Below are 24,322 nucleotides of genomic sequence, written 5' to 3' on the forward strand. Positions count from 1 at the left end.
ATTGAAAAGCGCAACAATTCACAAATGACAACACCGACCAACCCGCAATTCAGTGACTTCCTTTCCAGCAAGCAAGCTGCTCAATGGGTCTGGGAACAATGGCAATCAGGGCGAGCATTTCCAATTTTCCCCGAAACCTGCCGACCATTAAACGCGGTCCAAGGTTATCAAGTGCAGGCTCAATTGCCAACTGTGTCGGGGCGCCAGGTCATCGGTTGGAAAATCGCTGCCACCAGCCTCAACGGACAAGCCCATATCAATGTCAGCGGCCCTTTGGCTGGGCGACTGTTGTCTGGCCAAGTGTTTGGAAGCGGTGCCTCCATTCCTTCATCCGGTAACCGGATGCGCGTGGCCGAACCAGAGTTCGCCTTCACCATGGGTCAAGATTTGCCGCCACAAAACTCGCCATTTAGCTTGCAAGAGGTCATGGCCGCCGTGGCCACGCTGCACCCGGCTCTTGAAGTGCCGGACTCACGGCTGGCGCCCTTCACTGAAGCTGGAGAGGCGCAGTTGTTGGCCGATAACGCCTGCGCACGCCATTTTGTGCTGGGCCCTCCTGCGACCGATGGGTGGCGCCAGATTGACTTGAGCACCCATGCTGTTGAGGCGCAAGTGCATCAGGGCGAAACCAATCGGTACACCCGAACAGGCTCAGGCGCTTGGGTCCTCGGAGACCCCCGCATTGCCTTGACTTGGCTGGCAAACCAGCTCTCGAGTCTAGGCATCACGCTGGCAAAAGGACATGTGGTCACCACGGGCACCTGCATGGTTCCGCTGGAGTTGGTTCCCGGAGACACAGCAACGGCAGACTTCGGCCCACTGGGTGAAGTCAGCATGCATTTTTCGGTCTAGGTCCTGTGAGGTACAGGACAAAACGAAAGCCACGCCCGGCTACTGGACAAGCCGACCGGATCTTTGAGTCCAGAACAACACTGTGCCACTGATGCAAGCCATCACCATCAAACCGACAAAACCCGCACGGTAAGTGCCGAACAAGCCCGACAAGGCACCGAACATGGGCGGCCCCAAGACAACGCCCAAAAAAGTAAAGGCCAAAGTCCCACCCGTGGCCATACTGGCCATGCCTGCGGGCGCACGACGAGCCACTTCGGCCAGGTACACCCCGTTCCAGCCGATGGCCGATGCACCAAAGGTCACCAAAATGCCGATCACCACGCTTTGGGGTGTCTCTGTGGTCAAAAATGCCGAAGCCAAAGCACCCAAAGCCATCATGCTGGCCAGCAACAAAAGCATGCGCCGAGCACCCAACCAACGGTCTGCCACGTACCCCCAAACGACGCGCCCGCCAATGCCCCCCAGCTGTGTCACTGACAAGGCCAAACCCGCAGCGACCAAGCCATACGACAAGTCTTCGTGTAAAAAAGTGACCAAGTAGGTGGTGAGCGACAACTGAACCATGGAAAACATGAAGGAGCAGGAAGCCATGGTGAACAAAGCACGGTGGGCCACTACCAAGCGAATGGGCTGAATCAGACAGCCCCAGTAGATGGCTGCTCCGGCATGACGGTCACTGTCGAGTTCAGCCCGTAAAGCCTGTGACACCCAAGCGCATACAAGACAAAGGACTGCCACGAACACCATGCTCATCTGCCAATGAATGAGCAAGGCCAACGGTGGCACCACGGCACCGGCCAGCATGCTGCCCAAAGGCACGCCGGTTTGCTTGATCGAAAAGACCAAGGACATCTGGGGCTTGGGCGTGGTTCGTGCAAGCAGGTGAGAACTGGCCGGCGTGATCGGGCCATAACCCAAACCAATCAAAACTGCACCCAAAACCATTGAAGGTAGCCAAGGCACAGCGCACAAGAGCAAACCCAAAGCACACAACAACAAGCCCCACTGACTCACACGAATGGCCCCCATGCGGGCCACTGTGGCGCCACCCATCAAGGTGGCAAGCATGGCCCCGGCATAAGTCACCGAAACATACAAACCCACCAGCGCAGGTGACACATCGAGGGCCTGGGCCACCACCGGGGCCATGACCGGCAAAGTCAACAAGGCCATGGCCACCATCGCTTGGATCACCAAAGTCAGCAGCAAGGGCCACCAGTTATTCATTGCTTCATCTCCTGAACAAGCGAGACTCACAACCATGGGCCCCCATACTCAAACAACGGTCAATTGGCTTTGACACCCGCCTTGACCAACAAACCGCCCCGATGAATGCAAGCACTGAAAATATAGGTATAAAGCAACAACAAACCTTGGGCATCACAGTCGCCGAAATGACTGAAATAACCGAAGCACCCCAGCAGAACTCGGTCAAACTGTTGAGCTCATCTATCGTATCCGCCATAACCCTGCACCCAAGGAAAAACCATGCTGAAATTTTTCTTCAACGCCGCCCCCAACCCCATGAAAATCGCCCTGCTGCTCGAAGAGCTGGGCCTGCCATTTGAGGCCGTGCCGGTGGACACGCGCAAGGGCGAGCAATTTGCACCTGCCTTCTTAGCCGTGAACCCCAACGCCAAAGTACCCGCCATCACCGATGGCGAGGTCACTGTTTTCGACAGCAATGCCATCTTGCTTTACTTGGCCGATCGCGAGCAGAGATTCATGCCTGCCATCTCACAAGCCAAGGAGCGTGGCGCTGCCTTGTCGTGGCTTCTTTTCATCGCCAGTGGCATTGGCCCGTTTTCAGGCCAATCGGTGCACTTTCGCCATGCAGCGCCGGAGCCCAAAGAGTACGCACTGAACCGTTACGACTTTGAAGCCCACCGCCACTGGACTGTGTTGGAAAAGCACTTGGCACAAAACACTTATATGCTGGGTGATCACTACAGCGTAGTGGACATGGCACTGTGGGGCTGGGCGCGCATGCTGCCTTATGTCTTGGGCACAGGAGAGGCCACTTGGGCGCAATATCCCCACATCAAACGCCTGCTAGATTTGGTGAATGCCCGTCCGGCTGCTCAACGCGCCGAAGCTTTCAAAACGAAATACACCTTCAAGACCGAAATGGATGCGGATGCCAAAAAATTCATGTTCCCGCAAAACGAACGCTTGAGCAAAGCCTGAGACAGAGAATGAATCTGACGGGCGGTTGGCACTGGCATTGGCGTGCTTGGCGTTCGCAAGAACGCTGGGCACCTGCCGCTGCTCAAATTGAAACTTGGCTGCTAGCTCAAACCATGCCACGAGATCAGCTCGTGCTGATCGGTGCGAGTGCAGGTTGGATGCTGCCTACCGCATGGTTGATCCAATTCAAAGAAGTGCATGCTTGGGACATCGATCCTTGGGCTGCGCCTTTGTTTCGGTGGCGACACGGTCGGGCCTTGCGACAACATGGCACCCTATTGCAACTGCACACGGGCGATGGCTTGGGTGCCTTGACACGCTGTACACAAAGCCTGCCCAACGCTTTCTTTTGGTTTGACAACGTGTTGGGGCAATTGCGTTTCACTGCTGATGACGTGCAAAGCGTCGAGCGACAATTGGGACAACTGAAGCAAAAGATGCGTTCCGTGGCTTGGGGCAGTGTGCACGACCGCATGTCAGGGCGCTGCTCACCCAGTGGTGCCTTGCCACCACCCCAACAAGGTTTGGCGCCCGCGGCCATGGACAGTCCACAGACCCAAGCCTGGCTCCACCGCATGGGGGCGATCAGTCCTTGCCTGGACCACCTGACCGAGCAGGTTCTGGTCGAGGGAACGCCTGTGCAGCACACAGCGTGGGACTTCAAGCCAGGCTACGCACACTGGCTTGAAATGGGCTGGTGTCCTAAAACCCTCTAGTCTGTACAAAGCTCAACGCTGGGTGGCCATGGCGTCCAAAGAGAATCCAGCGATTTTTTTGTAATCGTCTGAAATCTGACGCAGTTCGGCTTGGCTGATCACGTCATCGATGTGCCGAAAAGGTTTTCCTTGCGTCAACTCGTCCACCTTGATGTTGATGAAGTCCGGCGGTGTACTGCGGTTGGTCAACACCACTTTCGTAGTCAATGGTCTGCGCACATCTTCATAACGATGCAAGGCCTGAACCCAGTCACCGGCTACCGAGGCCTGGGCCAATTCGTCGGCCAAAGTGCGTGCATCCACCAGCGCTTGTGCCGAGCCGTTAGAGCCACGCGGGTACATGGGGTGCGCCGCATCGCCCAGCAAGGTGACGCGACCAAACGTCCATTGCGGAATGGGGTCCTTGTCCACCATCGGGTATTCCAAAATGGATTCGGCCTTGGCGATCAACTCGGGCACATTCAGCCAATCAAACGTCCAGTCCTTGAACAAAGGCAAGACATCTTCCACACGCCCTTGGCGATTCCAGTCGTTTTGCGAAACACCCTCCATGCGAATCTCGGCCATCCAATTGACCAACTGCCGTCCTTGGGCATCAACCTTATCCACGATGGGGTAAATCACCATCTTGCCGGTCTCAATCGATCCAATGCGCATGTAGGTCTTGCCGGTCAAGATCGGATTGAAATGCGTGACGCCGCGCCAGGTGTTAATGCCCGTGAACACCACTTTTTCATCGGGGTAGAAAAGACGACGAACCGATGAGTTCACACCATCGGATGCAATCAACACCTGCGCGCGAACTTCGGGCCGAGGCTGACCTTCTGGATCGTTGAATTGAATCAAGACATGGTCATCACCCTGCGTCAAACCCACAAAGCGGTGTCCGGTGTGGATGCGATCAGCGCCCAATCTCTGGACCGCTGCATCAAACAAAATTTTATGCAACTTGCCTCGGTGAATACCGACTTCAGGCACCGAATAACCTGCATGCCGACCACGCAGCTCGCTGTAAATGAATTGACCATGCCGATTGAAAAATGCACTTTCATAATTTTCAATCCCTGCCGCCTCCAGTGCGAGCTGCAAGCCAAGGGCTGCCAACTCGCGCATGGCATGAGGCAAAAGGGTGATCCCGACCCCCAGCTCGCGCACTTCTGCCACAGCTTCAAAGACATCACAGACCACGCCTCTTGCATGCAAGTGCAAAGCCAACGCAAGACCACCCACGCCACCGCCCACAATGGCAATCCCGCTAATCTGTTTGTTCATGATTGAAGTCCTATGCACAGCTCAATCGGCCGAAATTTGCTTACTGCGAATCACAGTACCCCAACGCGGATAGTCTTTGGCGCTGATGGCAGCGAGCTCCGCTGGCGTGGAAGGGATGGCATCCATACCGGCTTTTCCTAGAATATCTTTCACATCGTTTTGCCGCAGGATGGCAGCCATCTCGGTGTTCAAACGTGAAACCACGGCGCCTGGTGTTTTGCTGGGAACGAAGAATGCGTACCAGAGGTCAACATCCACACGTTTAACACCCACTTCATCAAACGTAGGAACATCCGGCGCAACTGGGTGTCGCTTGGGACTGCCGACAGCCAATGCATTCAAGCGACCATTTTTAACTAATCCTTGGGCAATGTGGACCGGCAAGAAACCCACATTGAGTTCTCCACCCAAAAGATCTTGGGTGTACCCGGCTGAACCCCGATAAGGCACGTGCAGCATGAATGTGTTCGATTCCAACTTGAACAGCTCCATGGCCATGTGGTGTGGAGTCCCTACGCCCGGAGAGCCAAAGCTGATCGAACCGGGCCGGGCTTGCGCTTGCTTAACCAATTCCGGCACCGACTTGATGCCCGTCTTGGGATGGGCCACCAGCATCAGTGAACCATATGCGGCCATCGAAACAGGTGCGAAATCCTTGATGGGATCAAAGCTGACACTTTTGTACATTTGCGACGCCATCAACATGGTGTTAGCACCCATCAAGACGGTGTAACCATCGGGCGTTGACTTGGCCACGGCATCAGCACCAATGTTGCCGCTGGCACCAGGCTGGTTTTGCACCACCACCGGTTGTCCCAAGCGTTCACTCAAGCGTGGAGCAACCACCCTTGCAATCGTGTCCATTCCGGTCCCCGGCGTGAACGGCACGATGATTTTGACGGTCTGACTGGGATATGAACTTTGCGCCAAGGCCACGCCACTGACCGAGGTCATGAAGGCGGCAGTGAGTGCCAAAATTTGACGGCGGCGAATGGTGATCATGCGATTGTCTCCACGGTGGATTGATTGAGTTTTTAAACTTTGACCAATGCTTGAGCGGACGGTATTTTGAACAACCGCTCTGCATTGTCTTGAAAGAAGGCTTTTCGAACCTGAGGTGCCATGTCGAGATTTTCGAGCATGGCCACTTCTTCAGGCACATATTGGTAGGGATAGTCCATGGCGTAAAGCACACGGTCTGGTCCCATGAAATCTTGTGTGAACTTGAGCGCTGCGCCCCAAGCCACGCCACTGTTGGTGATGTGGAAGTTCTCGCGCAGGTAATCACTGGGTTTTCGCTGTGTGGGTTGCACACTGGGGTAGCGCTTGGAGCGCACCGTCGCTGCATGCATGTAATCGAGTCGATAAGCCCAAAACGGCAAGGCCTCGCCCATGTGACCCAAGATGATCTGCAACTTGGGAAATCGGTCAAATACCCCTGAGGTGATGAGTCGCAGCGCGTGCAAACCGGTCTCAACGCCAAATCCATAAATCGCACCATCAAGGCCTGCCTCAATGAAGTGCTGAATCATGCTGGCGGGCATGGCGTTGGGGTGCAGGTAAATCGGGGTATCCATGGCTTCGGCCGCTTCAAAAATGGGCCAAAATTTGGTATCGGACAAGTACTCACCTTGGGTGTGAGAGTTGATCACCACCGAGTGCATGCCCAGCTGGTTCACACCGCGCTGGATTTCTTTGGCCGCAGCAGCTGGGTCTTGCGGAGCCACCGCAATCATGCCCACCAAGCGATCGGGTTGGCGGCGCGTGGCGGCGGCCAACACGTCGTTGGCTTCTGGGGCAAAGGCTACCGCCGTGTCCTTGTCCATGATCTGCACACCAGGGGATGTCAATCCAATCACCTGAACATCCACGCCCGCTGCGTCCATGTGCTGCAGTCGCAATTCATCCAGATCCACCAAACAGCGCATGATGTGCTGAGCACGCTCACTGGGGCTACTCATGTAAAAACCCATCAGATGCTTGAAGCCTACATCGACATCGTCTTTGGCCAAGATGCGTTTGTAGATCTCCAGCATTTCGGGCGGAGAAAAAGCTTCTTCGGTGGCAATTCGCCGATAGGGGCGCTGGGGTAAGGTGTGCACGGTGCTCATCGTCGGGTCTCCTGAGGTCAATTCAGCGTTGCTGGGTCAATGATGGAGCGAGTTGCAAGTCAAGATCCCAATTTTGGCCCACCAAATCGTGGCCAAAAGATCGGTGGTTTTCTTCTGCAACCAAAACAAATCCAGAGGCCTGGTAAATGCTTCGAGCGGCAACCAGAATGTCATTGGTCCATAGGGTCAATTTCTGGTACCCCTTGGTGCGGGCAAAGGCGATGCATGCATCCGTCAGGCCCTGACCCAGCCCCTGTCCGCGTGCTTGGGGTTCGACATACAACATACGCAGCTTGGCCACTTGTTCGGAGACCTTGACCAGAAACACAGAACCCACGATCTGACCTTCGATTTCGGCGATCCATGCGTTCTCCCAAGCGGGGTCGAAATTTTTAACAAACTGCGCACCGATTTCAGCCACCATGGCCTCGAACGTGCCGTCCCAGCCGTATTCCTGCGCATACAAAATGCCTTGCCTGTGCGCCACCCAACCGATGTCGCCCACCCGCAGGCCGCGCAAAACGATGCCGTGTGTCATGACTTTTCACCGCTTTCGTAGCGCTGCCCCAGCGCCAGCAATTGAGGCGTTTCAATCACCGCGTTCAGGCCATCGAAGTCCAGCATTTTTTCTTGCCAGGGCCGCGTGGTTTGGTGGGTGTGCAAACTCTCGTAATAGCCTTGCAAGGTGTGCAGCACCGCCCGCGCCGTGCCACCCGGGAAAATCACGATCTTGAAACCGCGCTCGCCCAACTCGGCCGCGCTTTGCACCGGTGTCTTCCCGCCCTCGACCATGTTGGCCAGCAGCGGCACACGCTTGGCAAACTGGGCGCAGGCGCGGTTCATTTGTTCATCGGAGCGCAGGGCTTCGATGAAAAGCGCATCCACACCGCATTCCAAATAGCGCTCGGCCCGCTCCAGTGCAGCATCCAGCCCCTCGACCGCCACCGCATCGGTGCGCGCCAGGATCAAGGTGTTCTTGTCGTGACGGGCGTCCAGCGCCGCACGCAGCTTGCCCTGCATCTCGGCGACCGGCACCACGCCTTTGCCGTCCAGGTGGCCACAGCGTTTGGGGAAAGTCTGGTCTTCGATCTGGATCATCGCGGCCCCGGCCCGCTCGAAGTCGCGCACGGTGCGTTGGGTGTTGAGCGCGTTGCCAAAGCCGGTGTCGGCGTCCACGATCACGGGAATGTTCACCCGGTCGGTGATGTGCGCCAAGGTCTGCGCCACTTCGGTGGCGGTGGTCAGACCGATGTCGGAGCGGCCGAGGCGTGTGTAGGCAATCGATGCACCAGACAAATAGAGCGCCTCAAAGCCTGCCTGCTGGGCGACCAACGCGGTGAGTGCGTCGTACACACCGGGGGTCAGCAAGGCCTGGTCTTGTTGCAGGCGCTGCGCCAAATTGTGCGGCTGGTTCATGGTGCCGAATCCTTCAAAAGTTGTTGTGCCGTGTGCGCGGCGATGTGCCCGCCCGCGATGGCGCTGAGCAAGCCGTTGCCCGACAAATAACCCCACACCGCTTGCCCCGACACGCCCCGCGCTGCGCCGCCTGCGGCCAACACATTGGGCAAGGGCGTGCCGCCCTGGCGCAGCACACGGGCTTGTGCGTCGATGTCCAAACCGCCTTGGGTGTGGAACAAAGCGCCTGTCACCTTGATGGCGTGAAACGGGGCTTGCAAGGCGCGTTTGAACGTGCGGCCCGTGCCCGGGTCGGTGCCGCGTTGCACCGCATTCAAGGTGGCTTGCAATGCTTCTGGCGGACAGCCGATCAGTTGCGCCAGTGCCGCCACATCGCCCGCGTTTTGAACCGCGCCAGCGCCTTGCGCCGTCACAAAATCCGGAAAGTCTTGCGCGAAATTCAAGAGCGCATCGTCGAACACATTCCAGGCCACACCACCCGGTTGCGCCAGCACATGAACAGCCGCCTCCGAGTAGCCCTGGGTTTCGTCGTGAAAGCGCTGGCCTTCGGCATTGATCTGCACGCCACCTTCCATCATCAGCGCCCACGAGATCAAAGCGCCTTGTGGCACCGCCCATGAACCGTGGCCTTGGTACGCGCCCAGGTCGGCCAGGCGTGCGCCCAGTTGTTGGCCCCAAGCGATGGCGCTGCCATCGTTGCCCACATGGCCCGCATAAGTGGCCTCGGCCATTTCGGGCAGCATTTCTTTCACCATGGCCGCTGTACCGCCAAAACCGTTGCAAGCCAAGATCACCGCATCACATCGGATGCGCTCGGTCTGGCCATCGGGCCTGACAAAACCCACCCCATGGATGCACTGCATGTCGTCGGCCCACAGCTCGGTGACTTGCGCTTGTGTGAGCACCACCACGCCTGCGGCATCGGCTGCGGCTTGCAAGCGGCTCATCAGACCCGCACCGGTTTTTTCGGGCACGGCGTGCATGCGGTGGGCGCTGTGGCCGGGGTACAAAAAGTTGTCCAGCACCTGCCAGGGCAGGCCGTGGTGATTAGCCAGCGCGTCCATGGCGGGGCCGATGTGTTGGGCATAGGCTTGCACCAAATGCGGCGCGGCCTGACCGTGGGCCTTGGCCTGAATGTCTGATGCGAACAAGTCCACGCTGTCGCTGATGCCTTGGGCCTGTTGAGCTTGCGTACAAGGCGCGGGCACAAAGCCCGAGGACAAAGCGGTGGAGCCCGCTGCAAACGCATCACGCTCCAGCACCACACACTCCACACCCAAGCGGTGCAAGGCCAGCGCAGCCGTGAGGCCACAAGCGCCAGCGCCCACAATCACCACCGGTGTGTGGTCGTCGGCTTGCAAATCAGCAGCCAGGCGAACTTGCGGCAGCGGCGCGTTCATGGTGTCAGCCCAGTTGTTTCAAAAAGGTGGCGCTGTCCATCACATCGGCCACCGAGCCCATGTCGGCCAGCGCGGCCTGGTGCGCGGCTTCGCTGAAGGCGGCGCAACCGTCCGACAACACAATGGCGTGGTAGTCGCGCACATGGGCGTCGCGCACCGTGCTGGCCACGCCACCGTTGGTGACAATGCCGCACACCACAAGGGTGTCGATGCCCGATTTTTTCAGCACCCAGTCGAGTTGCGTGTTGAAGAAGGCCGAATACGCGACCTTGAACACCGACACATCGACCAACGGAGCGAGCAGGTCCACATTGGCCTGGCCCCGACTTCCGGGCGCGAAGTCACCCTTGCGCAAAAACGGCCGGCGCTCTTTCAGGTGCGCCGAAATCATGGGCTCACCCTGCGCGTTGGGCCACAGCGTGAACAAACTGGCTGTTACCAAACCGCCATGGGCCTTGATGGCACGTGCCACCGGGGCCATGCGCTCGGGCAACTTCACCGCCTCGGCGCTCAAGGTGTTGCCCCGGGCATACGCACCATCGGGGGCCAAAAAATCGTTTTGCAGGTCCACAATGACCATGCCCATGTTTTTGCCCAATTTTGCGTTCTTCAAGTTCATGCTGTGCGCTCCACCAACAGGTTGCCCAATTTGTCCACACGGCCTTCAAAGCCCGGCTCCAACCACACCGTGGTGTCGGGCTGCTCCAAAATTGCCGGGCCTTGCACCACGGTGCCCACGGGCAGGCTCAAGCGCTCGTAGCGCTGCGCGGTCCACCACTGGCCTTGGTGGTAGACCTGCTGCTCACCCACCGGGGTGGTGCGGCCTTCGCCTTGCGGGGCCAGCACCGCCAAGTCGAACTTGGGACGTCGCCCGATACGCGCATAACGCAGGTTCATCACGCGGATCACCGGGCCTTGCAGCACACGGCCAAAGGCGTGCTGGTAAGCCGCTTCAAACGCCGCCAACAATCCGGCAGCATTCAATTGCTCGCGCTTCACCGGGACTTGCAGGGTATGGGTCTGGCCCATGTAGAGCATGTCAAAGCTGATGACTTCGTCAACGCGCACAAAGTTCACACCGGCAGAATCCAGGCGCACCTGGCAAGCCTCGGCCAAGCTGTCCACGCGTTGCAACAACTCCGGCCAAGCCACATCGGCTAGAGCCACGTTCAGGGTCTGCACCGCATCGTGGCGCATGTCGGCCATCACGCAGCCCAGCGCCGAAGTGACGCCCGGGTAACGCGGCACGATGCCGGTGGTCACACCCACCTCGCGCATCATGGCGCAGACATGCAGGCCACCACCACCACCAAAGGGCATGTAAGCGAACTGGCGCGGATCGTGCCCACGCTCAATGGACACCACGCGGATCGCGCCGGCCATGCGGGCATTGGCCACCGTCAAAATCGCTTCGGCCGCGGCCAGCGCGGTCAAGCCCAAAGGCTCGGCCACATGCTGGGCAATGGCTGTTTCGGACAAGCCCGAATCGAGCTTTTGCAACAATCCGCCGCCCAAAGGCCGGTCAGCCGCGATGCGGCCCAGCAGCACATTGGCATCGGTCACCGTAGGGCGGGTGTTGCCGCGCCCATAGCAAGCAGGGCCGGGAATGCTGCCGGCCGACTCGGGGCCCACTTGCAGCATACCGCCCGCATCGACCGAGGCAATCGAGCCGCCACCAGCGCCGATGGTCTCGATCTGGATCATGGGCGAGCGCACCACCAAGCCAAACTCGATGGAAGTTTGCGCAGCCAGCGCTGCCTCGCCACCGGCCACCAAAGACACGTCAAACGACGTGCCGCCGATGTCACCCGTGATGACGTTCTCAAAACCCGAAGCGCGGGCAATCTCGGCGCAGGCCATCACGCCTGCCGCAGGGCCCGACAACGCGGTGCGCACCGGCACATCACAGGCCGTCTCGCGCGACATGACGCCACCATTGCTTTGCACAATCAGCAACTCACCGCCAAAGCCTTGGGCACGCAGGTCGCCATCCAGGCGCTGCAAATAGCTGCCCACCACGGGCTGTAAAGCGGCGTTCAAGGTGGCTGTGGAGCAGCGCTCGAACTCGCGAATTTCAGGCAGCACTTCGCTGGCCGCCGTCACATAGCTGTTGGGCCAAATCTCGCGCACGGCCGCCACAGCGGCTTGTTCGTTGCCGGGGTTGGCATAGGCGTGCACAAAGAACACACACACCGCCTCGCAGCCTTCGGCCAGCAGAGCGCGGGCTTGTTCGCGCACCTGGTCCAGATTCACGGGCGTGTGCAACTGGCCATCGGCCAGCACACGCTCGTCCACTTCCAGACGCCAGGCACGGGGCACCACCGGGGTGTAGCTGCCGCGCAGGCCCCAGGTTTGCGGGCGGTCGCGGCGGCGCATTTCCAGCACGTCGCGGAACCCGCGTGTGGTGATGATGCCGGTGCGCGCGATCTTGCGTTCCAGCAAAGCATTGGTGCCCACGGTGGTGCCATGCACGATGGTGGCGATCTCTTTGGCACCATCAGCCCCCGTGTTGCCTGTGACTTTGGCGATGCCGTTCATGAAGCCCCGGGCTTCTTCACCCCGGGTCGATGGCACCTTGACGATGCGGGCCTGGCCGGTTTTTTCGTCCAGCACAAACAGGTCGGTAAACGTACCGCCCACGTCCACACCCACCACCCAATGCGGTTGGTTCACTACTGCCTCGCTCATGCTTGTTCCTTGGTGTAACCCAGTGCGCTGTCTTTGGTACGGTCATGCGCCGAGCGCTCAGCGGGGGCGCCCCAACCACCGCCGCCCGGCGTTTGCAGGCGCACGCGGTCGCCTTTTTTCAAGTGGATGCCCAACATCTTGGACACCATGGGTGGTGTTTTCCACTCGCCGTTTTGGCAGTACTCAAACACATTGGGCAGCGCAGGCTGGCCGCCATGTATGCCCTTGGGCGCAGACTTGCCGCGTTCGCCAAAAATGAAGGCCTCGGCACTGTCTTCGAGTAACTCGATTTCGTAAATCGCGCCCAGACCGCCCCGGTGCTGGCCGTCACCCCCCGAGCCGGGGCGCAAGGCCCACTGCGTGAAGCGCACCGGGTAAGCCGCTTCCAAAATCTCCATCGGCGGGATGGTGGCGGTGGAGATCGGCGCATTGCCATGCGACAAGCCATCGCCATCCGAATGGCCGCCGTGTCCGCCGCCAAAAAAGCTGAACATCACCCAGCGCTGGCCTTTGCGCTTGTCGTCGGTGCGGTGCCCCGCAATCGACAAGGCGTTGATGGTGCCGTAGGCATGGGCCACGGCCCGCTGCGGATCGGCCAGGGCCGTGGCGCTGAAGATCACATCGATCATGCGCAAAATGGTTTCGGTGTAACCACCCACCGGACGCGGACGCGATGCGCTGATGACCAAGCCATCGGGGATCACAAAGTCCACCGCATCCAGCACACCCGCGTTGGCGGGCACATCGGGGAACACATGCTTCAAAGCCACATAACAGGCGGCGACTGCCGTGGCGCGTGAGATGTTCACCGGCCCGGCGCATTGGGCCGAGGTGCGCGAAAAGTCCAGCGTCAACCGATCGCCCGCCACGGTCATGTCGAGCGCAATGGTGAGCAGCTCGTCTTTCACGCCGTCGTTGTCCAGCACATCTTCAAAGCTGTAACGGCCATCGGGTAAGCTGCCAATATGCGAGCGCATCAGTCGCACAGCGCGGGTGCGCAGCTCCACCAAGGCCTGCGCCACTTTGGCGTCGCCGTATTCGTCCAGCAAACCGTCCAAGCGGCGTGCGCCCAATTCGAGTGCGGCCAGTTGGCCATTCAGGTCACCCCACAGGCTGTCGGGCAAACGGGTGTTGGCCCGCAAAATGGCCAGCACGTCTTCGTCGAGCACACCAGCGCGCAAGATGCGCACCGGCGGAATTTGCACCGCTTCTTGCCAGCACTCGGTCGCCGCCGGGTTGTAGTTGCCAGGCACCGCACCGCCCACGTCGTGCCAATGCGCGGCCGATGCCAAAAAACAATACAGCTGCCCGTTGCGAAAGCAGGGCTTGACCAGCTTGAAGTCGTTGGCGTGAGTGCCGCCTTCGTAGGGGTCGTTGAACAGCCACACATCGCCCGGCTGCATGCCGCCGCGCTCAGCCGCCACACGCATGGCCGCCCGCACGGCAAAAGCCATGGCGCCCACAAACACCGGCAAGCCCGACTTGCCCTGGATCAGGGTGTCGCCAGTGATGGCGTCGTACAAACCGTGGCAGGCGTCGTGCGCCTCGGCAATGATGGGGTTGAAGGCGCTGCGGTAGAGCGTCGCGTCCATCTCGTCGGCAATCTGTTCGAGTCGGCCGCGCAACACAGCCAAGGTGACAGGGTCCATCACAGGTTCAGTCGGGTTCATGCAGGCTTTCTTTGTTTGAGCAGGGGCAGCAAGCCCCCCGCATCGACCATGTCCATCAAAAATTCAGGAATCGGGGCGCAGGCCAAGCGCTGACCGTTGGCGCGAATCACCACGGGGATATCGCCCTCAAACGACACGCCCACGCGCTCGCCCTCTTCGATCTTGACGGCGTCAGGGCAGGTCAAGAGCAGCAGACCCAAGTTGAAGGCGTTGCGAAAATACAGGCCGCTGTAAGACGGTGCAATCACCGCCGCCAGCCCCAAGTGCCGCAGCACACCGGCGGCCTGTTCACGCGATGACCCGATGCCAAAGTTGGCCCCGGCCACAATCACATCGCCCTCGCGCACGCCGGATGCAAAGTCGCTGCGCACCGCTTCCAAGCAATGCCAACCGATCACCTCCAGGCCGTGCTTCATGTATGCGCCGGGCGCCAGGGCATCGGTGTCTAAATCGGCACCCACTCGCCAAACGCGTGCGTTGTCAAATGCGCGGTTTGTCATGCCAGCACCTCGCGCGCATCGCTGATGCGTCCGCGCAAAGCCGAGGCGGCCACGGTGTAGGGCGAGGCCAAGTACACGTTCACGCTGGCTGGGCCCATGCGGCCTTTGAAGTTGCGGGCGGTGGTCGAAATCACGGTGGAGCCTTCAGGGAAAGTCGCGCCATAGCCCGCACACGCGCCGCAGCTGTTGGGCAGCACCGTGGCCCCGGCGTCCAGCAGGGTTTGCATCACGCCTTCTTCGGTGGCCTGCGCTTGTTCGCGGGCGCTGGCAGGTGCCACCATGAGCTGCACACCCGCAGCCACGCGCTGGCCTTTGAGCACCGAAGCGGCGGCGCGGAGGTCTTCGAGCTTGGCGCCGGTGCAGGCACCGATGTAGGCAATGCTGGGCGACACATCGGCAAACTCGGCCACATCCCTTGTATTGGCCGGGCTGTGTGGTGCAGCCACTTGGGGGCTGAGGGTGCTGGCGTCAAAGTCCTGCTGCTCGTAGTCAGCGTCTGTGTCGGTAAACCATTGCTCGGCCCCGGCCAGATGCTCCGGTGCCACACCGATACTCCGCAGATGATTCAAGGTGGTCTCGTCGGCCGCGATCAGGCCCGCTTGCGCCCCCATCTCGGCACTCATATTGGACAGCGTCATGCGCTCGGCCATGGACAAGGCCTGCACCGCAGGCCCTGCAAACTCCACCGCCTGGTATTGCCCGCCGTTCATGCCAAAGCGCCCCACCATGTGAAGCATCATGTCTTTGGCCGATACCCCATGCTGCAAGCGGCCGGACCAATGCATGCGCAAGGTGCGCGGCACCTGCACCCAGATTTGGCCGGTGACACACACGCCCAGCATCTCGGTTGCACCGATGCCGAACATGTAGCAACCAAAAGCACCTCCCGTGGGTGAATGGGAGTCGCCGCCCACACAAAACATGCCGGGCTTCAAGTGACCGCGCTCGGGCAGCACCACATGGCAAATGCCTTCGCTGTCGATCACATGGGGCAGCTTCCATTGTTTGGCTGTGTCGCGTGCGATCTGCACGATCTGCTGCGCATCCGCGTCTTGTGCAGGCACGTAGTGGTCGAGCACCAGCACCACCTTGTTTTTGTCCCAGATTTCCGCGCCCAACTCGTCGAGCATCGGCTTCAAACGCCTGGGACCGGACGAGTCGTGGAACATGGCCAGGTCCACGTTGCAGGTGACCACCTCACCCACCGCCACATGGCTGCGGCCTGCCGCGCGGGCAATGAGTTTTTGAGCCAGGGTTTGCGACACAGCAGCGCTCATTCTGGTTTCGCTCCCGCGTACTGAACCACTTTGCGCCAACGCACGATCTCGCTGTCGACAAAGCGGGCAAATTCTTCAGGGCTGTTGCCCACAGGCGTAGCGCCTTCGTTTTCGATGCGCCGCTTCACCTCGGGCGACTGCACGGCAGCGCGGGCTGCATCGGCCATTTTTTTCGCCACATCGGGGCTCATGCGACCCGGGCCAAACAAGCCAAACCAGGCGCTGGATTCGTAGCCTGGCAGGCTTTCAGCAATCGCGGGCACATCCGGAAAAGCCGCCAACCGCTTGGCGCTGGTCACGCCCAGCGCCTTGAGCTTGCCCGCCTTGATGTGCGACTGCACATTGCCGACCGCCGCGAACATCAAGTCCACCTGACCGGCCAGCACGTCTTGCACCGCCGGGGCCGTGCCACGGTAGGGGATGTTGACAATGAACACACCCGCTTGCATCTTGAATGCGTCACCCGCCATGTGCAAAGACGAGCCCAACGCACCAATGGCAAAGTTCAACTGGCCCGGCTTGGCTTTGGCCAGCTTGACCAACTCGGCCGCGTTGTTGGCGGACACCTTGGGGTGGGCCACCAGAATCGATGGCGAAGTGGACACCATGGTCAAGGGTGTGAAATCTTTCACCGGGTCAAACGGCAAACTGGGGTACAGCGAGGCGTTGATGGCGTGGCTGGTGAAGCTCATCAGCAGGGTGTTGCCATCGGGCGCGGCTTTGGCCACGGCGTCAGCCGCCAGGTTGCCGCCCGCGCCGGGCTTGTTCTCGACCACCACGGTGCGGCCCAACTGGGTGCCCAGCACCGTGGCCAAGGTACGGGCCATGGTGTCGGTGGTGCCGCCTGCGGGGGCTCCCACCAAAATCTTGATGGGCGGCTGGGTTTGGGCCTGGGCCCAGCCGGAGGTTGCCGCACAGGCCCAAGCGGCACTCAAGAGCAGAGCGCGGCGTGTTGCCGAAGAGCGGTGCAATGGGTTTGTGGGTGTCATGTGGCTGTCCTCCATGTCAAAAATTCATCGGTTCTGTGCAAATCGCTTTGCGGGCGATGGGGTCCCTGTGCCCATGGGCCATCCACGGCCTTCACATGCCCAAATAGGCTTGTCTCAGCGTGTCAGTGGCCAACAAGTCGGTGGGTGTGCCAGAAAAACGGATCTGACCGTTTTCCATCACATAAGCACGGTCGGCGATGTCCAGCGATTGGCCCACGTTTTGCTCCACCAGCAAAATCGCCAGGCCGCTGCTGCGCAGCTTCGAGATCAGGCCAAACATCTCTTCCACCAACAGTGGCGACAAACCCAGAGAGGGCTCGTCCAGAATCAGCAAACGCGGCTCGGCCATCAGGCCCCGGCCAATGGCGAGCATCTGTTGCTCGCCGCCGCTCAAAGTGCCTGCCAACTGGGCCACACGCTCTTTCAGTCGTGGGAAAGTTTCGTAAACCTTGTCCAGGTTTTGCTGCTTGCGCTCGCGGCCGCGGGTGAAGGCGCCCAGCTCCAAGTTCTCGTGCACGCTCAGGTTGGGGAAGACCTTGCGGCCTTCGGGCACCTGAATCAAGCCCTGCATGACCACCTGGCGCGAGTGCAGGCCGGTGATGTCCTGTCCGTCAAACCCCACTTGCCCCCCACGCGTGGCCACCAAGCCGCTCAGCGTGAGGTTGAGGGTGGTCTTGCCTGCGCCGTTGCTGCCGAGCAGCGCCACCAGTTCACCCGGCATGACCTGCAGGTCCACACCGCGCAAGACCTCGACCACGCCGTAGCCGGACTTGAGGCCCTGCACATTCAACAAAGCGCTCATGCCTGTGCCTCCTGAACTGTTTTGGCTTGGGCGACGTTCTTTTGCAAACGCTCGGCCGTGCCGTGGCCCAGATAGGCCTCCACCACGGCTTTGTTGTTCGTCACTTCGGCGGGCGTGCCTTGGGCAATCAGCTGCCCCTGTGCCAACACCCACACTTCTTGCGCCAGGCTCATCACCGCTTGCATGACGTGCTCGATCATCAGCACCGTCACGCCGCTTTGGGCAATGCCTTGCACCACCGGGATCATCTCGGCAATTTCTTGCGGGTTCAGGCCTGCCAGCACTTCGTCCAGCAGCAACAAACGCGGCCGCGTGGCCAGTGCCCGGGCCAGCTCCAAGCGCTTGCGACCGGCCACCGTCAGGTCGCTGGCCAGTTTGTCCAACTGGGGCGTCAAGCCCACTTGGCTTGCCACCGATTCGGCAAACGCCAGCGCCTGGGCGCGGCTCGGTAAATGCAGATGCGCCCCCACCGCGATGTTTTCGCGCACCGTTTGTGCCGCAAAAGGCTGCACGATCTGGAAGGTGCGTGTCAGGCCCATGCGGGCATTCAGGTGCGGCGGCTGGCCGGTGATGTCCTGGCCCGCATACACCACACGGCCCGTGTCGGGCGTCAAAAAGCCCGACATGAGCGCGAACAAGGTCGTCTTGCCCGCTCCATTGGGTCCAATCAAGGCACTCAAGCGCCCTTCGGTCACCGACAGGCTCACGTTTTGCACGGCCTTCAAGCCGCCAAAGGACTTGCCCACGCCCTCGATCTGCAGCAGCGTGCTCATGATTTGTCTCCGTCCGACTTGCTGCCGCGCAGCCATTGCAGCGGCGTGATGGTGCCCAAGCCCGCAATGCCGCGCGGCAAGAACATCACGATCACGATCAGCACCACGCCATAAATGACCATGTTGATGCCCGGCAACTGCCCAAACATATTGCGCGTGACATCGGCCAGGATGTGCAGGCTCACTGCGCCCAAGATCGGGCCCCACAGCGTGCCCATGCCACCCACAATCGCGCCGACCAAGGCCTCAACCGAGGTGTGCGCCCCAAAGGCGATGCCCGGGTCGATGTACTGGAACACCTGCACATAAAACGCGCCAGCAGCGCCCATCAGGCCGCCCGACAAAATGGTGGCGATCAACTTGACACTGAAGGGGTTCACGCCAATGGCGCGGGCCGCGTCTTCGTTGTCGCGCACCGCCTGAAGGTAAGCGCCAAAACGAGAGTGGCGCAGCCAAGCGGTGATGCACAGCGCCAGCGTGACCAGACCCAGCATGAGCCAAATGAAACCGGCGCGGCTGCCAAACTGCATGTTGGCGGTCGACTCTTTGAGTGGCAGCATCAGGCCCACACCGGCACCGGTGAAAGGCACCGAGGTGGCCAAAATGCGGAACACCTCGGCAAAAGCCAGCGTGACCAGCGCGAAATAAGAGCCCTTGAGCCCGTAACGGAACGAAGCCGCGCCCACAAAAGCGCCCACACCCGCCGCAAAAGCCATGGCCAAAGGCAGCGCCACCCAAGGGCTCAGACCCCACTGCATTTGCGCGATGGCCTGCACGTAAGCGCCCGTGCCAAAAAACAGCGCATGGCCAAAGGAAAACTGACCGCCAAAACCGCCCAGCACGTTCCACGCCTGCGAGAGCAGGCAGGCGTACAAAGACGTCATCACAAAATTGAGCATCACGCCCGAATCGGTGAACAAGGGCACCGCCCCCACCAGCAGCACAAACAGTGCGATGTTGCGAAAGTCTTTCATGCCTTCGCTCCAAAAAAGCCTTGCGGCCGCAGCAACAGCACCGCAATGAAAATCACAAAAATACCCACCTGGCCCAGCGACTCACCCAGCAGCAAACCGCCCAGCGACTCCACCACACCAATCAGCAAGCCGCCCAGCAAAGCCCCGGCAAAACTGCCCATGCCGCCCAGCACCACGATGGTGAAGGCCACCAGCACAAAACCGTTGCCCACTTGCGGGTTGACGTAATAGGCCGGCATCAAAAAGCAGGCCGCAGCGCCCAGACTGGCCAAGCCCAAACCAAAACACATGGCGTACACATGGTCCACATCGATGCCCATCAAACGTGCGCCTTGCTTTTCTTTGGAGACAGCGCGGATGGCGCGACCCAAATCGGTTTTTTGCACGATGAGCAACAAAACAGCCGACACCACCAAGGCCCCAGCAAAAGACACCAGCTTGGGCAGCGCAATGAAGGCGGGACCGATCTCGACGGTGGTCAAGGTGTAGGCGGTCTCGATGGTGCGGGTGTCGGACTTGAAGAACAAGAGCGCCAGGTTCTCGAGCACGATGGAAATACCCAGCGTGACGAGCAGGATGTTTTCATCCTTGCCGTGGCTGGCGCGGTTGATGACCCCGCGCTGCAGTGCATAGCCCAGCACAAACATGGCGGGCACCATGATGGGCAGGGCCATGTAGGGATCGACCCCGAAGTGTTGCTTCAGCATGTACACGCCATACAGCGCCACCATCAATGACGCGCCGTGCGCGAAATTGATGATGTGCAGCACGCCATAAATGAGCGTGAGGCCCAGTGCGATCAGCGCGTACACGGCACCGGTGGTGATGCCGTTGAGCACAGAAGGAAACAGGATGTTGAAGTCCAGCATCGGGGTCTTTCAGGTCAGCGCATTCAGCCCTTGAGCGGGAAAATCGGCTCAATCTCGCGGTAGTCACGCGGCACGATCACCTTGATGTCGCCCTTGTGGACCTGGGTCATCAAAGGCTGTGCGCCCATGTTCTGACCATTGACAAAATTGGTCGCGCCGTAGGGCATGATGTGATTGGCGAACTTGCTGGACGCCAGCGCGTCGATGATGGCGGCGCGGTCGGGCGACTTGGCGCGTTCAATGGCATCGGCCAGCAGCATCATGGCGGTGTAGGTCATGAACACTTCGTAGCTGAAGAATTGGCCCTGTGCTTCCACACGCTTGCGCAACTCGGCCGAGCGCTTGTCCTTGGGGTTGAACCAGTGGTTGCAGTCGATGATGCCGTTGGCCGCTTCTGGAAACTCCTTGACGAACTTGTAGCTTGACGCCGCACCACCCAGCACCGAGTAAATGGCCTTGGGCGTGATTTTTTGCTGCTGCAAGGTGCGCACCAACAAGGCGTATTCGTTGTAGTAGTTGGCCGGGATCAGGATGTCGGGGTTGACCTGCTTGATACGCAGCGCGATGTTGTTGAAGTCACGCGTGGGGTTGGCGTGCTTGATGATTTCTTTCACTTCATAGCCGTAACCAGGCAGCTCTTTGGCCAGCAAGTTGGCGGTGCCTGTACCGAACAGCGACTCTTCGTGCACGATCATCACGGTGCGGGCAGGCTTGCCTGCGGCGGTGTTCAAAACGTGGAGGCTGGACACGGCGACTTCGGCGCATTTTCTGTATCCGGGTCCAAACCGGAAGGTGTTTTTCAGGCCGCGCTCCACAATCTGGTCAGCCACACCGACGTCGACCACATGGGGCAGGTTGTACTTGGCCGCCGCTTGTGTCGTGGCCAGGCAAATGGCCGAGGCGAAGGCACCGACCACAGCGCTCACGCCGGCTTCGTTCATCTTCTCGATTTCGGCCGTGCCTGCTTGGGGGCTTGACTGCGCATCGCCGAGCATGGCTTCGATCTTGGCGCCGCCGAGCGATTTGATGCCACCGGCCTTGTTGATGTCTTCAATCGCCATCAAGGCACCCATGCGGCACTGCTGGCCCGAATAAGCCAAGGCACCGGTGACAGGGTGCAAAACACCGACTTTGATGGGCTTGGGCTGTGCCCCGCCCACCAGTGGAAACGCGAGCGCCGAGGCCGCAGCAGCGGACTGGCCCATGAAAGTGCGACGTGAGGTCATGAGAACATCCTTTAAGTAGGTCAATGAAAGTTGGCGGACAGCTCTTGGCTTACCCACACCTTGGCGTCAATGCTGCCAACGCGGGATAACTGCATCTGGTATTCGTACCGGTCCGGTCGGTACAAGCCATGCAGCCATTGGACGGGACGGTCGTCCTCGTCATAAATCAAACGCCGCACCGCCAGCAAGGCCGATCCGACAGAAACATCCAAATGCTGGGCCATGCCCACATCGGCCAGACGGGCCGAAATGGTTTGCTCGGCCCGGCCCACTTTGACGCCCGATTCTTCGAGCAGCACCAAAATGGGTTTTTGCGCCAGCTCGCGCTTGCCAAAGCCCGCCGAAATGGAATCGGGCACCCAAGTGGTGATATGCGACAAGGGCCCTTCGGGCGTGCTGCGCACGCGCTCGGCTTTTTGCACCAGTTCGGCGCTGTGCAGCTTGAGTGCGGCGGCCACATCCACCGGAGCCCTCAGGCGCTCCACGCTGAGCACCTTGACCTTGGTGCGCATGCCCATGGTGACCAGGTTCTCCAGCAAACCCGTCAGACGTGCCTGCTGGCCTGTGGCCATGGTCGAGGCCTGCATCTGCACCTCTTGCGCACGCGCCGCAATGGGCCGTGTGCCGCGCCCTGGCTCGCGCTGAATCAGGCCCTCTTCGGCCAATTGCGACAAGGCACGGCGCACGGTGACACGCGCCACACCAAACTGCCCCATCAAAGCCAGCTCACCTGGCAAGCCTTCGTCAAACCGACCTTCACGCAATTGCTCGCGCAGCACCAGATAAATCTGGTGGTACTTGGGCAAAGGCAAATGGGTATCCATGACTGCGATCGTGGAACAGTCCCATTGTCCTGTCAATAGGACATTCAGGTCTTATACATAGAACATTTCATCAGGGATTTCCCTTGGTTGTGGGCCATGCGTGCTGGGAATCGCGCGATCGCAGATGCTTCCCGTCACTGCGAGGAGCGCAGCGACGTGGCAGTCTGTGTCAGGCGTAGCGCACCCGCAAATCGCGCTTGAGCAGCTTGCCGCTGGGGTTTTTGGGCAGGCTGTCGGTGAAGACAACACGTTTGGGGCACTTGAAACCGGCCATGTGCTGGGCGCAATGCGCGATCACGGCGGCTTCATCGAGCGCCTGACCGGCCTTGACCACGATCACCGCTGTCACCGCCTCCACCCACTTGGGATCAGGCAGACCGATCACCGCCACTTCGCTGACTTGCGGCAGGCGATAAATCATTTCTTCCACCTCGCGGCTGGCGACGTTTTCGCCGCCGCTCTTGATCATGTCCTTCTTGCGGTCCACCACGGTGATGTAACCCTCGTCGTCGATGATCCCCAAGTCCCCGCTGTGGAACCAGTCGCCCTCAAACGAGGCCTTGGTGCGCTCGTCGTCATGAAAGTAGCCCAGCATCAAATGCGGCGAGCGGTGCACGATCTCGCCCACCTCGCCCACGGCCACGTCCTGCATGTTGTCGTTGACCACGCGCGTTTCGACGTTGCGCACGGCTTTGCCGCACGAACCCGGCTTGCGCAGCTGGTCGTCTGGGCCGAGCATGGTGGCCAACGGTGCGATTTCGGTCTGGCCATACAAATTCCACAAGCGCACTTGGGGCAGGCGCGACGCCAGCTCCTTGAGCACCTCCACCGGCATGATGGACGCGCCGTAGTAGCCCTTGGCCAGTTGGGCGAGCTTGTCGGCATCGAGCAGCGGCGAGCGCAGCAGCGCAATCCACACCGTGGGCGGAGCAAAGAAGCTGGTGATGCCGAACTTTTCGAGCATGGGCAACAGGTTGTCGGGCGTGGGCTTGGAGGTGATGACGTTGGTGCTGCCCATGTAAATGGCCGGGCCAAAGAACACATCGAGCTGGGCGCAGTGGTACAGCGGCAGCGCGTGCAAGGCCACATCGGCCTCGGCAATTTCGGCGTCGATCACACAACTGACGTATTGCCACATCACCGCGTCGTGTGTGAGCTGAGCACCTTTGGGAGACGACTCGGTGCCGCTGGTGTAGACGATCTGCGCCACGTCGTAACTGCCTAGGCGCAAATCGGGCAATGGATCGGTGCAAGCCGCCAGCACATCAAAGTTGTGCATGCCCGCCACGGGCTGGCTCGGTTCTTCGGAGGGCAGCCAGATGAATTGCTGCACTTGTGTGTCAAGTTTGCTCGCAGCCTGCGCCAGCTCGGCCAGGCCACTGTCGGTGGCCAGGGTTTGGGCACCCGCGTGGCGCAAAATGTAGGCCACCTCTTCGGCCTTGAGCATGAAGTTGATCGGTACCATGACCGCGCCGCGGCGGGCCAACGCGAAGCGCAGGGCCGCAAAGCCGTGCGAGTTGCGCGCCAACACCGCTACCTTGTCGCCCTCGGCCACGCCGATGCTGGCCAGGCCAGCGGCCAAACGCGTCACCAGTGCATCGAACTCGGCATAGGTCCAGGTGGTAGCGCCACACACGATGCCGGTTTTGGCGGGCAAGCGGATCGCCGTGCGGCGCAGGGCATCGGCAATGGTCTGGCGGCGAACGGCGGGGTGGATGGCGGGGGACATGGTGGCGGTCATTGTGAGGGCTCCTGCATCGATATGATCGGAAC

Annotated in this window: 23 protein-coding genes; 3 read left to right on the forward strand and 20 right to left on the reverse strand. The window is 60.2% G+C overall.

The genetic code is table 11. The annotated features are described in order from the left end of the window. The first annotated feature begins 24 nt into the window (after nt 1–24). On the forward strand, nt 25–852 hold the full coding sequence (locus SWE17_RS05340) for a 2-keto-4-pentenoate hydratase (protein ID WP_322992072.1): 828 nt from the start codon (nt 25–27) through the stop codon (nt 850–852). Between the two features lie 39 nt (nt 853–891). Here the strand turns inward: SWE17_RS05340 and SWE17_RS05345 are convergent, their stop codons facing one another. After that, nucleotides 892–2,082 carry an MFS transporter gene (locus tag SWE17_RS05345; RefSeq protein ID WP_322992073.1) on the reverse strand — a complete coding sequence of 397 codons (1,191 nt, stop codon included), beginning with the start codon at nt 2,080–2,082 and terminating at the stop codon, nt 892–894. Between the two features lie 261 nt (nt 2,083–2,343). Here SWE17_RS05345 and SWE17_RS05350 point away from each other — a divergent pair, with 261 nt between their 5' ends. Further along, on the forward strand, nt 2,344–3,042 hold the full coding sequence (locus SWE17_RS05350) for a glutathione S-transferase family protein (RefSeq protein WP_322992074.1): 699 nt from the start codon (nt 2,344–2,346) through the stop codon (nt 3,040–3,042). Between the two features lie 8 nt (nt 3,043–3,050). Further along, nucleotides 3,051–3,758, forward strand: coding sequence for a hypothetical protein (locus SWE17_RS05355; RefSeq protein WP_322992075.1), 708 nt, complete (start codon nt 3,051–3,053; stop codon nt 3,756–3,758). A gap of 12 nt (nt 3,759–3,770) precedes the next feature. Here the strand turns inward: SWE17_RS05355 and SWE17_RS05360 are convergent, their stop codons facing one another. The 19 genes from SWE17_RS05360 to SWE17_RS05450 form a co-directional block, all read right to left on the reverse strand. Further along, nucleotides 3,771–5,030 carry a flavin-dependent oxidoreductase gene (locus SWE17_RS05360; protein WP_322992076.1) on the reverse strand — a complete coding sequence of 420 codons (1,260 nt, stop codon included), beginning with the start codon at nt 5,028–5,030 and terminating at the stop codon, nt 3,771–3,773. Nucleotides 5,031–5,051: 21 nt separating this feature from the next. Continuing rightward, nucleotides 5,052–6,032: a tripartite tricarboxylate transporter substrate binding protein gene (locus SWE17_RS05365; RefSeq protein WP_322992077.1), complete on the reverse strand. Its 981-nt coding sequence runs from the start codon at nt 6,030–6,032 to the stop codon at nt 5,052–5,054. 32 nt (nt 6,033–6,064) lie between these two features. After that, complete coding sequence (locus SWE17_RS05370) at nt 6,065–7,141, reverse strand: amidohydrolase family protein (protein ID WP_322992078.1); 1,077 nt, start codon at nt 7,139–7,141, stop codon at nt 6,065–6,067. Between the two features lie 22 nt (nt 7,142–7,163). Then, complete coding sequence (locus SWE17_RS05375; RefSeq protein WP_322992079.1) at nt 7,164–7,679, reverse strand: GNAT family N-acetyltransferase; 516 nt, start codon at nt 7,677–7,679, stop codon at nt 7,164–7,166. Continuing rightward, nucleotides 7,676–8,557: an isocitrate lyase/PEP mutase family protein gene (locus SWE17_RS05380; protein ID WP_322992080.1), complete on the reverse strand. Its 882-nt coding sequence runs from the start codon at nt 8,555–8,557 to the stop codon at nt 7,676–7,678. Before SWE17_RS05380 ends, SWE17_RS05375 begins: the two co-directional genes overlap by 4 nt. After that, nucleotides 8,554–9,957 carry an FAD-dependent oxidoreductase gene (locus SWE17_RS05385; protein WP_322992081.1) on the reverse strand — a complete coding sequence of 468 codons (1,404 nt, stop codon included), beginning with the start codon at nt 9,955–9,957 and terminating at the stop codon, nt 8,554–8,556. Before SWE17_RS05385 ends, SWE17_RS05380 begins: the two co-directional genes overlap by 4 nt. 4 nt (nt 9,958–9,961) lie before the next feature. Then, entirely contained in the window at nt 9,962–10,576 is a 615-nt protein-coding gene (locus SWE17_RS05390) for a cysteine hydrolase (RefSeq protein WP_322992082.1), read from the reverse strand. Beyond that, nucleotides 10,573–12,645, reverse strand: a complete 2,073-nt coding sequence (locus SWE17_RS05395; RefSeq protein WP_322992083.1) for a hydantoinase/oxoprolinase family protein — start codon at nt 12,643–12,645, stop codon at nt 10,573–10,575. The genes SWE17_RS05390 and SWE17_RS05395 overlap by 4 nt, the downstream gene beginning before the upstream one ends. Next, nucleotides 12,642–14,315, reverse strand: a complete 1,674-nt coding sequence (locus SWE17_RS05400) for a hydantoinase B/oxoprolinase family protein (RefSeq protein ID WP_322992084.1) — start codon at nt 14,313–14,315, stop codon at nt 12,642–12,644. The genes SWE17_RS05395 and SWE17_RS05400 overlap by 4 nt, the downstream gene beginning before the upstream one ends. Next, nucleotides 14,312–14,815: a 3-isopropylmalate dehydratase gene (locus SWE17_RS05405; protein ID WP_322992085.1), complete on the reverse strand. Its 504-nt coding sequence runs from the start codon at nt 14,813–14,815 to the stop codon at nt 14,312–14,314. Before SWE17_RS05405 ends, SWE17_RS05400 begins: the two co-directional genes overlap by 4 nt. After that, nucleotides 14,812–16,092 carry a 3-isopropylmalate dehydratase large subunit gene (locus SWE17_RS05410; RefSeq protein WP_322992086.1) on the reverse strand — a complete coding sequence of 427 codons (1,281 nt, stop codon included), beginning with the start codon at nt 16,090–16,092 and terminating at the stop codon, nt 14,812–14,814. The genes SWE17_RS05405 and SWE17_RS05410 overlap by 4 nt, the downstream gene beginning before the upstream one ends. Continuing rightward, nucleotides 16,089–17,081, reverse strand: coding sequence for a tripartite tricarboxylate transporter substrate binding protein (locus SWE17_RS05415; protein ID WP_322992087.1), 993 nt, complete (start codon nt 17,079–17,081; stop codon nt 16,089–16,091). The genes SWE17_RS05410 and SWE17_RS05415 overlap by 4 nt, the downstream gene beginning before the upstream one ends. Nucleotides 17,082–17,172: 91 nt before the next feature. After that, complete coding sequence (locus SWE17_RS05420) at nt 17,173–17,883, reverse strand: ABC transporter ATP-binding protein (protein WP_322992088.1); 711 nt, start codon at nt 17,881–17,883, stop codon at nt 17,173–17,175. Beyond that, nucleotides 17,880–18,656 carry an ABC transporter ATP-binding protein gene (locus SWE17_RS05425; protein WP_416234972.1) on the reverse strand — a complete coding sequence of 259 codons (777 nt, stop codon included), beginning with the start codon at nt 18,654–18,656 and terminating at the stop codon, nt 17,880–17,882. The genes SWE17_RS05420 and SWE17_RS05425 overlap by 4 nt, the downstream gene beginning before the upstream one ends. Further along, complete coding sequence (locus SWE17_RS05430; RefSeq protein WP_322992089.1) at nt 18,653–19,630, reverse strand: branched-chain amino acid ABC transporter permease; 978 nt, start codon at nt 19,628–19,630, stop codon at nt 18,653–18,655. Before SWE17_RS05430 ends, SWE17_RS05425 begins: the two co-directional genes overlap by 4 nt. Further along, nucleotides 19,627–20,499, reverse strand: coding sequence for a branched-chain amino acid ABC transporter permease (locus SWE17_RS05435; protein WP_053170744.1), 873 nt, complete (start codon nt 20,497–20,499; stop codon nt 19,627–19,629). The genes SWE17_RS05430 and SWE17_RS05435 overlap by 4 nt, the downstream gene beginning before the upstream one ends. A gap of 23 nt (nt 20,500–20,522) precedes the next feature. Then, the gene (locus tag SWE17_RS05440) at nt 20,523–21,725 is read right to left on the reverse strand and encodes an ABC transporter substrate-binding protein (RefSeq protein ID WP_322992090.1); all 1,203 of its coding nucleotides are present in this window, start codon (nt 21,723–21,725) and stop codon (nt 20,523–20,525) included. Between the two features lie 20 nt (nt 21,726–21,745). Next, nucleotides 21,746–22,549, reverse strand: coding sequence for a GntR family transcriptional regulator (locus SWE17_RS05445; protein WP_322992091.1), 804 nt, complete (start codon nt 22,547–22,549; stop codon nt 21,746–21,748). A gap of 169 nt (nt 22,550–22,718) precedes the next feature. Further along, nucleotides 22,719–24,290 carry an acyl-CoA synthetase gene (locus SWE17_RS05450; protein ID WP_416234973.1) on the reverse strand — a complete coding sequence of 524 codons (1,572 nt, stop codon included), beginning with the start codon at nt 24,288–24,290 and terminating at the stop codon, nt 22,719–22,721. Nucleotides 24,291–24,322: the final 32 nt, after the last annotated feature.

The sequence above is a fragment of the Limnohabitans sp. genome (assembly GCF_034680285.1).
Classification (GTDB): domain Bacteria; phylum Pseudomonadota; class Gammaproteobacteria; order Burkholderiales; family Burkholderiaceae_C; genus Limnohabitans_A.